This window comes from Mesobacillus harenae, assembly GCF_013343715.1.
GTDB lineage: Bacteria > Bacillota > Bacilli > Bacillales > Cytobacillaceae > Mesobacillus_A > Mesobacillus_A harenae.
On the sequence record NZ_JABUNR010000018.1, the window covers coordinates 64,058 to 75,868 of the forward strand.

At 41.5% G+C, this 11,811-nt stretch carries 9 protein-coding genes, 1 pseudogene and 1 riboswitch; of the genes and pseudogenes, 4 read left to right on the plus strand and 6 right to left on the minus strand.

Annotated elements, in window-relative coordinates:
* Positions 1–81: 81 nt before the first annotated feature.
* Positions 82–909, plus strand: coding sequence for a manganese catalase (locus tag HRJ06_RS19390; RefSeq protein ID WP_174734627.1), 828 nt, complete (start codon positions 82–84; stop codon positions 907–909).
* A gap of 270 nt (positions 910–1,179) precedes the next feature.
* Here the strand turns inward: HRJ06_RS19390 and HRJ06_RS19395 are convergent, their stop codons facing one another.
* The 5 genes from HRJ06_RS19395 to ribD all read right to left on the minus strand — a co-directional run bounded on the left by HRJ06_RS19395 (position 1,180) and on the right by ribD (position 5,873).
* Positions 1,180–2,133: a siderophore ABC transporter substrate-binding protein gene (locus tag HRJ06_RS19395; RefSeq protein WP_174734628.1), complete on the minus strand. Its 954-nt coding sequence runs from the start codon at positions 2,131–2,133 to the stop codon at positions 1,180–1,182.
* Positions 2,134–2,414: 281 nt separating this feature from the next.
* Positions 2,415–2,882: a 6,7-dimethyl-8-ribityllumazine synthase gene (ribH, locus tag HRJ06_RS19400; protein ID WP_174734629.1), complete on the minus strand. Its 468-nt coding sequence runs from the start codon at positions 2,880–2,882 to the stop codon at positions 2,415–2,417.
* A gap of 24 nt (positions 2,883–2,906) precedes the next feature.
* Positions 2,907–4,100 carry a bifunctional 3,4-dihydroxy-2-butanone-4-phosphate synthase/GTP cyclohydrolase II gene (locus HRJ06_RS19405; protein WP_174734630.1) on the minus strand — a complete coding sequence of 398 codons (1,194 nt, stop codon included), beginning with the start codon at positions 4,098–4,100 and terminating at the stop codon, positions 2,907–2,909.
* Positions 4,101–4,113: 13 nt separating this feature from the next.
* Complete coding sequence (gene ribE / locus HRJ06_RS19410) at positions 4,114–4,773, minus strand: riboflavin synthase (RefSeq protein ID WP_174734631.1); 660 nt, start codon at positions 4,771–4,773, stop codon at positions 4,114–4,116.
* Positions 4,774–4,787: 14 nt separating this feature from the next.
* Positions 4,788–5,873 (minus strand): bifunctional diaminohydroxyphosphoribosylaminopyrimidine deaminase/5-amino-6-(5-phosphoribosylamino)uracil reductase RibD, encoded by a 1,086-nt coding sequence (gene ribD / locus HRJ06_RS19415; protein ID WP_174734632.1) that lies wholly within the window; start codon positions 5,871–5,873, stop codon positions 4,788–4,790.
* 128 nt (positions 5,874–6,001) lie between these two features.
* A riboswitch (FMN riboswitch) is annotated at positions 6,002–6,146 on the minus strand.
* Between the two features lie 281 nt (positions 6,147–6,427).
* On the opposite strand from ribD, the pseudogene HRJ06_RS23715 reads away from it, so the two are divergent.
* Positions 6,428–7,672: pseudogene (locus HRJ06_RS23715) on the plus strand (esterase/lipase family protein).
* A gap of 327 nt (positions 7,673–7,999) precedes the next feature.
* The gene (locus HRJ06_RS19425) at positions 8,000–8,470 is read left to right on the plus strand and encodes a DUF4442 domain-containing protein (RefSeq protein ID WP_174734633.1); all 471 of its coding nucleotides are present in this window, start codon (positions 8,000–8,002) and stop codon (positions 8,468–8,470) included.
* 8 nt (positions 8,471–8,478) lie between these two features.
* Here HRJ06_RS19425 and HRJ06_RS19430 read toward each other — a convergent pair whose 3' ends face one another.
* Positions 8,479–9,708: an MFS transporter gene (locus HRJ06_RS19430; protein ID WP_174734634.1), complete on the minus strand. Its 1,230-nt coding sequence runs from the start codon at positions 9,706–9,708 to the stop codon at positions 8,479–8,481.
* Positions 9,709–9,820: 112 nt separating this feature from the next.
* On the opposite strand from HRJ06_RS19430, the gene HRJ06_RS19435 reads away from it, so the two are divergent.
* Positions 9,821–11,599 carry an ABC transporter substrate-binding protein gene (locus HRJ06_RS19435; protein ID WP_174734635.1) on the plus strand — a complete coding sequence of 593 codons (1,779 nt, stop codon included), beginning with the start codon at positions 9,821–9,823 and terminating at the stop codon, positions 11,597–11,599.
* Positions 11,600–11,811: the final 212 nt, after the last annotated feature.

Here is an 11,811-nt window from a genome sequence, read left to right on the forward strand (position 1 = left end):
CATTTAACTTTTTTTGAGGGTATTAGACAGGTTGAGAGGGTTGGAATAATCCTTATTCAAAACGGTATAGGAGGTTTTACTATGTTCCATCATGTAAAAGAATTACAATTTGAAGCAAAGCCTGAAAGACCCGATCCAATTTTCGCAAAAAGATTGCAAGAATTAATCGGAGGACAGTATGGCGAAATGACTGTAGCTATGCAGTATATGTTTCAAGGCTGGAGTACTAGGGGAAATGAGAAATACCGTGATTTGATATTGGATATTGGAACCGAAGAAATAGGCCATGTTGAAATGCTTGCTACCATGGTGGCAAGATTGCTTGATAATGCCCCTGTTCTGGCCCAAGAAGAAGCAGCACAGGACCCAGTAATTGGTGCGGTTATGGGAGGAATGAACCCTCAGCATGCGATCGTATCAGGAATTGGAGCCCGACCAACAGACAGTGTCGGTAACCCTTGGATGGGCAGCTATATCACAGCAAGCGGGAATTTGCTGGCAGACTTCCGCTCTAACTTAAATGCTGAATCTCAAGGCCGGCTGCAAGCTTCCCGACTTTATGAAATGAGCGATGACCAAGGGGTAAGAGATCTCTTGTCTGTCTTAATCGCGCGTGACTCTTACCATCAAAACCAATGGATGGCAGCTATAGCCGAATTAGAAGAAGTTGAAGGAAAGTTAACACCAAGTACATTCCAGCGTGATAAGGAAAGAACCGATATTGCCTATACTCTCTATAACTTCTCGGAAGGTGAAGAAAGCAGCACGGGGCGCTGGGCTCAAGGACCAAGCCTCGATGGGCAAGGGAAATATCAATATGTCTCAAGGCCCGAACCAGAAGGGGCAAAGCCAAATCTTATGCCAGCACCTTCACAGCTGCATAACACTCCTCCGCTGGATAATAATTGATCATGAACAAAGCGCAAGGGCCCGTTAAGCGCACGACAGGACTGGAGGACACCGACTGAGAACTGCTCTGGGAAACTGAAGGTTGCCGAGTTTCCAGAAGGTGAAGATAAAAGGCTTCCAGCTCGCCCTGTGGAAAGCGAGTGCCTGGAATGAAAAAAATCCATAGCCAAGTTTAACAAAGCCATCTAAAAAGACTGTAGACAGGCTCGAATTCCATCGAGTTTGTCTACAGTCTAATAAATCCTGAAAAGCATTCTGTTAGCCTTGTTTTTACTTAAATGCTTCTTCAACCTCCTTTACCATTCCAGGAACCGAGATTAGTCCCCCACCAGACAGATACCAATAATTTGAATCCAAGTAAATGATATTATCATTTTTAAATGCTTTTGTCTTTTTAACAAGTTCATTTTCTACCGTACCCTTTGCAGAGGTATCTCCTCCCTCAACAACCATCCCTCTATCAATAACAAATAAATAGTCTGGGTCTTTTTCCATAATGTATTCAGGAGAAATGCTTTGGCCATGAGGAGAAACCTCAATTGTATTATCGACTGGTGTCACACCCATTTCATCGTGAATAATGCCAAATCTTGATCCAGGGCCATAGGCACTTAGGCTTCCTTCATTTGCTAAAACAATTAAAGCATTTTTTCCAGAATCAGCTGCTATTTGGTTAAGAGCATCAATTGATTCTTTTACGTTTACAAGTTCTTTTTCTGCCTCAGCTTCCTTATTAAAAATCTCCGCCAGGGTAGTTGTATTTTTACTGAAAGATTCCATGTAGGCTGAAGGATCAATCGTTATGAATAGGGTTGGGGCTATTTCGCTAAATTCAGCATAAGCATCTTGCTGTCTGCCTGAAATAATAATTAAATCCGGTCCGATTTCATGGATTTTTTCAAAGTCAGGCTCCTTTAATCCACCAACGTTTTCATACTTGGAATCCTCATACTTAGAAAGATAGGAAGGAATATTTGCTTGTGGAACACCTGTTACCTCTACTCCAAGTTTGTCTAAAGTATCAAGTGCACCGAAGTCAAAAACAACAACCTTTTCAGGGTTTTTCTCTACCTTCGTTTCACCTAACTGATGTGTAATTGTAAGAACTTCAGACTCTTTTGTATCAGCCTTTACATCTGATGTGGTTTCACTAGCATTACCACAGCCTGCTGCAAAAATGGTTAATGCAGCCATTAGTAAAAATAAAATTAACTTGTTTTTCATATTTATTCCGCCTTTATGTTTTATTGGTGTTGCAAATATCCATAGTTTTTGATGAGAATCTTTATACACCTGGGATACATACTGTCCTTGCTATGATCACCTCATGACTGATAATAGTTCTTAACTAAAATGATAATGATTATCACTGTCAATAGTCACGGAAAAAATTGTGAACATTTTAAATACAGTCCTTTAAAACTAATTTCAAGAAATAAAAAAGGACTGAATGAAGTAAATTCATCCAGTCCTTTTCCCATTTAATTTTCACTAAAACCGCTATCTTATTCGAAGCTTCGGCTAAGATTTGCCATTTCGATCGCACCAGCAGCTGCTTCCCAGCCCTTATTTCCTGCCTTTGTTCCGGCCCTTTCAATCGCCTGCTCGATTGTATCTGTTGTCAGCACTCCAAAAATAACCGGAACGCCACTTTTTAATGAAGCAGCAGAAACACCTTTAGCTGCTTCATTACACACAAAATCAAAGTGAGGAGTAGATCCGCGTATAACAGTTCCAAGTGTAATAACCGCATCATATTTTTTGCTGTTTGCCATCTTTTGGGCAATTAAAGGTATTTCAAACGCTCCAGGTACCCAAGCAACATCAACATCTTCCTCATTTACACCATGTCGCTTAAGGGCATCTTGCGCGCCTCCCAGCAGCTTGCCTGTAATAAATTCATTAAAACGCCCTACAACGATTCCTACTTTAAGTCCCGTCCCTACTAAATGTCCTTCATAAATGTTTCCCATTTTATATACCTCCTGAATTTCCTGCTAAAAGTGAAGCAGGTGCCCTAGTTTTGTATGCTTTGTCTTTAGATAACCTTCATTTTCTGATCTTGATTCCATTTCAATCGGGACTCGCTCAACTACTTCCAGATCATAGCCCTTGAGGCCAGTGATTTTTCGAGGATTATTTGTTAATAGCTTAATTTGTTTAATCCCTAAATCGCGAAGAATTTGCGCACCGATTCCGTAATCTCTCAAGTCAGCTCCAAACCCAAGCTGGGCATTGGCCTCAACTGTATCAAAGCCCTCCTCCTGCAGCTTATAAGCTCTCATCTTATTGAGCAGCCCAATTCCGCGGCCTTCCTGTCTCATATAAAGAAGGACTCCGCTTTCTGCCTGTTCAATTTGCTTTAAGGCAGCATCTAGCTGCGGTCCGCAGTCACAACGGTAAGAACCGAATACATCACCTGTTAAACATTCAGAGTGCACCCTGACTAATACTGGTTCATCAGGATTTATCTCTCCTTTAACGAGTGCAACATGCTCTTTGTCATCAACCACATTGGTAAATCCAATTGCTTTAAAATCCCCGAATTCAGTTGGAAGTTTAATTTCAACTTCCCTCTGGACAAGCTTGTCTTTTTTATTGCGATATTGAATTAAATCTTTAATAGTAATCATTTTTAAGCCAAACTTGTCTGCAAGTTCACGCAATTGCGGTACTCTGGCCATAGATCCGTCTTCATTCATAATTTCACAAATAACCCCTGCTGGCTTAGCTCCGGATAACCTGGCCAAATCTACCGCGGCTTCTGTATGGCCGGCTCTTCTGAGCACACCGCCTTTTTTCGCAACAAGCGGAAATATATGTCCTGGCCGTTTAAAATCAGACGCTTTAGAATCTGGATTTATCATCTGTTGAATTGTCTCTGCCCGCTCCTGGGCGGAAATTCCAGTTGTTGATGTATAATGGTCAATACTTACCGTAAAAGCTGTTCCATTTGTATCAGTATTAACTGATGTCATTTGGTTTAACTCGAGATTCCTGGCTAGCTCTTCCTCAATCGGAACACAGACGAGTCCTCTGCCATGGGTTACCATAAAATTCACGACTTCTGGAGTGGTCTTTTCCGCGAGAGATATAAAATCCCCCTCATTTTCACGGTCTTCATCATCACAAACAATAACAACTTTTCCCTGAATTAATTCATAGATCGCTTCTTCAATAGGATCAAACATGTTATCCCTCCTTTTACATATATCCGTTATCTTTTAGAAAAGCGGCTGAAAGTCCTGATTGGCTCTTAGCTTCACGGCTATTACCTCTTCCAGTTAAAAAATGCTCAACATATTTACTTAGCATGTCGCATTCAATATTAACCAAGTCACCTTTTCCTTTATCGCCCAGCACCGTCTCAGTCAAAGTATGCGGTATTAAGGATAAAGTAAAAGTCTTGTCCGTTACGTCAAATACAGTAAGACTCGTCCCATCTACTGCAACTGATCCCTTTAAAATAATATAGTTAAGCAGTTCTGGAGAAGCTTCAATCTCGTAATATACAGCATTCTGAAGCTGTTTTTTACTTGAAATGCTGCCAACGCCATCTACATGACCAGAAACAAAATGTCCGCCGAACCGGCCGCCGGCACCCATAGCTCGCTCTAAATTGACTTTGGAACCCCGCTGTAAGTTCTTCAGATTAGTCGCTCTTACCGTCTCAGGCATGATATCTACAGTAAAACTGCCTTTTGTAAACGAAGTAACGGTAAGACAAACGCCGTTAATGGAAATGCTATCTCCCAGATGGACATCCTGCAGAATTTTTTCTGCCCTTATTTCCATTACAATCGCTTCACCTGTTTGGCTCACCTTGGAAATGGCTCCAATCTCTTCAATAATTCCGGTAAACATTAGCTTACCTCCTCCTATCGAATTGGTACGGATATGATTCGAAGATCGTTCCCAATTCTGGTAACATCTTTGAATTCTAGGTCAACAGCATCATCAATTCTACTAATTCCCTCGCCGCCGAAAGAAACAGGAGCCAGCGCTCCGCCGATCAGCTTTGGGGCAATATAGGTGATTACCTGCTGAAAGGCTTTTTCTTTTAAAAAACTGCCGTGAATCTCTGATCCACCTTCGACATAAAGCGAGGTAATCTCTCGTTTACCAAGCTCCTTTAATACGTCCTTAAGCAGAACTTCCTGGTTTTCAAGGCGAATGATTTTAACTCCTTTTTCTATAAAAGGCTTCTCCAAACTGTCTTCATGATCAGAGCCTGCAATAATCCAGGTTGGAGCCTCATCATCTGTAATTATCTTTGAGTCCAAAGGTGTCCGCAAATGGGTATCAAGAATGATCCTTACGGGGTTCTTTCCGCCATCCAGCAGCCTTGTTGTTAAGCTTGGATTGTCCTTGATAACTGTGTTTACACCAACGAGTATAGCATCATGCTTATGGCGAAATTGATGGACATCGGCTCTGGCTTCCTCTCCGGTTATCCATTTACTTTCCCCCGAAACTGTCGCTAGCTTTCCATCCAGGCTGGTCGCTGATTTTAAAGTGACATAGGGAAGCCCTGTCTGGATATAATGGAAGAATATTTCATTTAATTCATCTGCTTCAGCTTTTAACAGGCCAACCTCCACTTGAATCCCAGCTTTCTGGATTCTTTCAATTCCGCTTCCCGCTACCTCTGGATTAGGGTCTGTTGTGGCAATCACTACTCTGGTAATTCCAGACTCAATAACAAGATTAGAGCAAGGAGGAGTTTTACCATAGTGGCTGCAAGGTTCAAGTGTAACGTATAGGGTTGCTCCCTCCGCATTTTCCTTAGCCATTTCTATCGCATGCACTTCTGCATGAGGTTCACCAGCTTTTAAATGGGCACCAAGGCCAACAATCTGGTGATTTTTAACTAAAACCGCGCCTACTACTGGGTTAGGTGCTGTCTGGCCTTCTGTACTTTTGGCCAAGCTTAGCGCCATTCTCATATAATCCAAATCAGTCATTCTCAAGTCTCCTTTTAAGGAATAAAAAGAGGACCCCTAATTTAGATCGGGGTCCTCTTAAAGACAATACTAAATAATAGTTTAAAAAAGGGCACACTCATCCCTGTTTAATCCTTTTATTTTTAAAAATTTCCCTTCTCCCATCCAGACTTTAACTGTCGGCTCCGGAATTACACCAGATCCACCGTTTAACTAAAAGTAAACGGGTCACGGACTAAGAAGCGTAGCTTCATCACCGCCGGTTAGGAATTTCACCTGACCCCGAAGGAATATTCAGTTTTTTTTATTATAGCCTTTTTTTCAGCAAAAGGGAAATGACATCTCTTATAGGAATATAATTTTTGATCAAAAGATTTTTTAAGGTTCAAAATGGTAGCTGTTTTAAGAGTACTATACCATTTTGCTTATGTCAGTCTACTACTAAAGCAGGCTTATTTGTAAATCTCTTCGTTTAGTTGTTAGAGCCGGTGTTATCGCTTTTATGACCGATTATCTTTCTGCTATACTAAAGATATCAGAAAATTTTAAATATTAGTAGGGGGGGAATCTAATTTATGCGAAATTTATCAACAGCCATTATTACATTGATTTTAATAACCGGTTTATTGGCAGCTCCATACGGACAACAGGCCACTGCAGCCCAGAAAACAACAGAGAATGATTATCCTATTGTTTTGGTCCATGGATTAACTGGCTGGGGCAGGGACGAAATGGCGGGTTTTAAATTGGGGAGGGCTGAGGGATATAGAGACCCATCTGAATGCTGGAGGGCAGTCTGTCTACACAGCTGCCGTTGGTCCAGTATCTAGTAACTGGGATAGAGCTGTGGAATTATATTATTACATCAAGGGAGGAACAGTTGACTATGGTGCAGCCCATGCCAAGGAACATGGACATGAACGTTTTGGCCGGACTTTTGCCGGGATTTACAGGCAGTGGAGTAACAAGGATAAACTCCATCTTGTTGGCCATAGCATGGGTGGACAAACTTCGCGTACTCTTGTACAGCTTCTTAAACATGGAAGCCCAGATGAAATTGCGCATTACAAGCAGCACTCAGAGGAAGGCATGTCCCATTGTTCAAAAGCGGTAAGAGCTGGGTACACAGTGTCAGTACCATCGCAACCCCTCACAATGGCTCTACATTTGCAGATGAGAATAGCCTGCGTCCTCTCATCAACCAGATATTTCTAAGTGCAGGCAGCCTAACTGGTACTAGCAGTGAGAGTATTGCTTATGATTTCAAACTGGACCAATGGGGGCTCAAACGAAAGAGCGGAGAGTCATTTTTGCAGTATGCTGACAGGGTGTACAATAGCCGGGTCTGGAAAAACAAGGATATCAGCTTATATGACTTAACTACTCATGGTGCTGCAGAACTAAATGACTGGGTCAAAACACAACCGGATGTCTATTATTTTTCCTACACAGGCGATGCAACCTATAAAGGACTGCTTAGTGGGCACTCTTATCCAATGGCAACGATGACTCCACTTTTCCATGCACCAAGCCTGTTTATGGGCAGTTATACAAGAAATAGCCGGGAACCTATTATTGACAAGTACTGGTGGCCAAATGACGGCTTAGTTAACGTGGTTTCCTCCAAATATCCTTTTGGACACCGGCAAGAGCCAGCTGGAAATCAAGCAGATAAAGGGGAGTGGAACCACTTCCCGGTACAAAGAGGCTGGGATCACTTCGACTATATCGGTATTAATGCTGCTGATACAGTTGGTTATACAAACATTTATTCTTTTTATGACCAAATTGCTAATAATCTGAAGCAGTTACCCAAATAGGTAAGACTAAGCATAGAACCGGTGCCAAAATGGTCCCGGTTTTTTTCATCATTTGAGAGAAATAGGGATTTCCGCAACCAATGTCTTCTTCTAGTCAGCCTCCAGCGCTATCCACTCTTCAGCCTTAAACCGCTTCCAATCTTCGTATTGGCACCAGACCATACGTAACTTAACGGATGCTTGTGCCTTTGTTCTCTATGCGTCACAACACCCGTCATTCATAGGATGTTCCTTTTGAAAGGATAGAGTATAATAATTAGGAATTTCCAATAATAACTCATCGTATTGTACCGAAAGTTCAAAAAGGATGAAAAGAAAGGAATCGCCATGGGAGAATCAATTAAAACATCTATATTTAGAATAGGCTTTAACCTTTTTCCTGCATTCCGCGGAACGGGAGGACGTGTCACATATATATCCAGGGACTTTATGAAAATCCGGCTCAAGCTTCCATTGAACTGGAGAACCAGAAACTATGTCGGGACCATATTTGGAGGCAGTCTTTACGGTGCAGTTGACCCTGTTTATATGTTCATGCTGCTCAAGGTATTAGGTAACGATTATATTGTTTGGGATAAGGCAGCAAAGATTCAGTTTAAAAGACCTGGGAAAACAACCTTATTTGCCACCTTCATTTTAACAAAGGAAGAAATCCAGTTTATCAGAGAGGAATTGGTTTCTAAGGAAAAAATCGATAGGGTCTATTATGTTGATCTTGTTGATAAACATGGGATCGTCCATGCCACCGCAGAGAAAACACTGCATATAAGGAGAAAGAACCTTCCTAAAAAAGATTAAGGGAAGTGTCAGTCTGTTTTAGCAGTAAGTACAGGAACTGTTAAGTGCTCATCAATCCGAAATAAGCTGAGGCAGCAGCAAGCTGCCAACAGAGAAAGCCCACTTATAGTCAGGGTCCAAATTGGACCAACTGAATCAGATAAGGCTCCCCCAAGCAAAACTCCTCCCGCCGTCCAAATTGTAATTGAAGCCTGGAAAATGCTGATCCCCCTTCCGGCCAGGTTTGGTGGGGCAGATTGCAGGAACAAGCTGGCAAGCGGAAACTGAACAAGGGCATAACAACATCCAATCATCAGGCACCAGCCAAAAAAGAACGCTATTGGTAATTTCGGGCTTAACAGGAGAATGAGCATCATCCCAATGCTTAGGGCAGTACTCGAAGCCAGAACCATCATTCCTGGTTTTAACCGCCTCAATAATATCGGTCCTCCAACAGCTCCGATAATAGCCCCCACCCCAAAGGCGCCTTCTAACAGTCCGAATAGCCTACCTGATACCATTAGTGTATTTAGAAGCAATGACTTGTAGCTAGTCAGTAACACTCCGTTCACAAACATAATCGGCATTAGGAAAATCAATAACGACCTCAAAGAGGGTATCTTATATACTCCGATTAACCCTTCTTTAATCATCGTAATATATTTAGCAGCTGAAAATGAATCCTGCTGTTTTTCATGCTTTAATATCAATAAGCTATACAAAAGTAAACCGGAACAAAAATAGCTAAAAGTGTCGATTATAAATACTAATGATATGTTAACTCCAGCCAGCAAAAATCCAGCAATGGATGGTGCTAAAAATTGAATGGCAGCAATGGTCCCCTGAAACAAAGCAACAGCCTGGGGAATTCTCTCTCGGCCGACCAGTTCTGGCACAGAAGCAACTCTTGCAGGTTCAAAAATTGCCGTTCCTACCCCCAGAAAGGCTACGAGTATTAACAGCATCGGGATTGAATTTTGGGCTGGAATCATAGACAGCACGATGCCCATTCTAAAAAGGTCGGCACCTACCATCAGCTGCTTCCTGGAGAACCTGTCAGCCAAAGCTCCAGTAAATATACCCAATATAGCGGTTGGTGCCAGCTGGGCAAAAATAGCCAGGCCTATGAGAAGCGAACTTTCAGTGAGCCGGGCTACAAGAAAGATAATTACCGTCCGTGTAACTCCATCACCAATTTGAGATATGACTACAGCAAGATAATACCTGATATAATTTGGATCTTTTAATAGTCCTAACATCTGGTCACCATCCCCGTTAAGTTATACTCATCTTAATCGGAAATAAGCTATAGAAAAATCGAAAAAATTAATTGTTTATTTCATCTTTTAAAAAAAGGGGGGGATCCTTTGTATGAAGCAAATTGAAAATTTACTCATGCTTCGAAACCATTATGATGCTGGGACCGTTTTTGAAACCTCTCTTAAAGATCTCGCTGGACTGCTCTTCTGTACTGAAAGAAATGTGAATTTTCTTATAAAAAAATGGCAGGAGAGTGGACATCTTACATGGACTGCAGGCAGAGGGAGAGGCCGGCTTTCAAAGATAATCTTTCACCATTCTTTTCAGCAGCTCGCAGCGGAGTATATGAATAGGCTGAAAAGTGAAAATTCCGTAATGAAGATGATCTCTTTTATTGAATCTGAACATTTAACACCCGCCAATAAAGCAGTATTGTATCAAACTCTTCATCACGAGCTAGGCCCTAAACTAGAAACAACGGCTTCAGGAGAGCAGAGGAGCAGCTTAACATTGCTTCTTCCCCAGCAAGTGAGGACGCTCGATCCATGCCAAGTTCACCTATATTCAGAAGCTCACTTAATTAAGCAGCTTTACAACACACTTGTTACCTACAATCTATCTACAAAAACGTTTCAACCGGAGCTTGCTTATGCATGGAACAGCACTCCGGACCGTACAGAGTGGACATTTTATTTACGGAAAGGTGTCACCTTCCATAATGGACATATCCTTACTTCTAAGGATATAGTGTTTACTTTTAACAGATTGCTAAAATCACAGTCTATTATTTCTTCACTTTTAGCCAATCTTAAAGAAGTCCGGGGGATAAACAAAACAACGGTTTGTTTTAAGCTATTCCGGCCCGATGTTCTGTTTTTAAAGATTGCGGGATCCTTTCACTGTTCCATTATCCCTCTGAACTTTGATGAAACTAATTATATTGGAACCGGTCCTTTCCAGGTAAAAGAGTTTAACGGCTCCCTGCTTAGGTTGGAAGCAAACGAAAGCTACTTCAAAGAACGAGCGATTCTAGACCAAGTTGACATCTGGATAACTGAATCAGTCCCGGGCCAGTTTGATCAGTCTACCCTAAAATCCGAAGATAATAGGGTACTAGCTGCCAGTGAAAGTCAGGACATCCAATTAGCAGGAAGCAGGTTTATAACATTTAATTTTCAAAAAGATGGTATCCATACGCATCTTTATTTCAGAAGGGCAATTCAAACCTTGTTTAGTCCATACGAGATTGTTAGGGATTTAAAAGGAAATCGAACGTATCCTGCATTCAGCTTCTTGCCTGAAATCAGTCGAACGACCGCCCATCTCTCCTCATGTTCTCGCTTAGCAGCCATAAATTTAATTAACAAAAGCGGGTATAAAGGTGAGGAGATTCAGCTTTATTATTTCAACTTAAACGAAGGCCCAGAATCAGCAAACTGGCTGGAGCGCCAGGCAAAGGATATTGGCATTAATCTTACTATCAAGCCTATTCCTGACAATAATTTAATCGGTGAAGAAATTTTATGTAATGCTGACTTACTGCTCTTGTCGGCTATTCTAGATACTGATACAGAATTCAGCTTGTACACTATTTATAAAAGCCAGCATGGGTTCCTAAGGCAGTTTTTAGAAGTTAACACACAAAAACAGATCGATTTGTTCCTAAATGAATTTATTGGGGAAGAAGATGAGGGGAAAAGAAAACGGCATTTAACCGAAATTGAAGGATTCTTAAGGGATCAAGCTTACATTCATTTTCTCTATCACTCTATGTATCGGTTTAATCACAATTCTGCTATAAAGGGAATTGAGCTTAATGCTATGGGCCTGGCAGATTTTCATAAGATTTGGATTCATCCCGAAAATGCTGCCGTTCGGTCCTATGAGTGAAACTTACATCGCTCTCTTTAGGACTGGAGTTTCCCCAAAACTTAGAAATTGAAAAAACCCACTTTAAGTGGGTTTCAGTTTGTCGACAAAAGGGGTTCGGAATGTTCTCATTCCGAACCCCTTTTTAGATTTTAGCGGATTTTTCATGGAAAATAGACTCTCTTATCTATACTTTTAGGCCATTACTGGACTTCTCCACGTCCAGTTGGCCA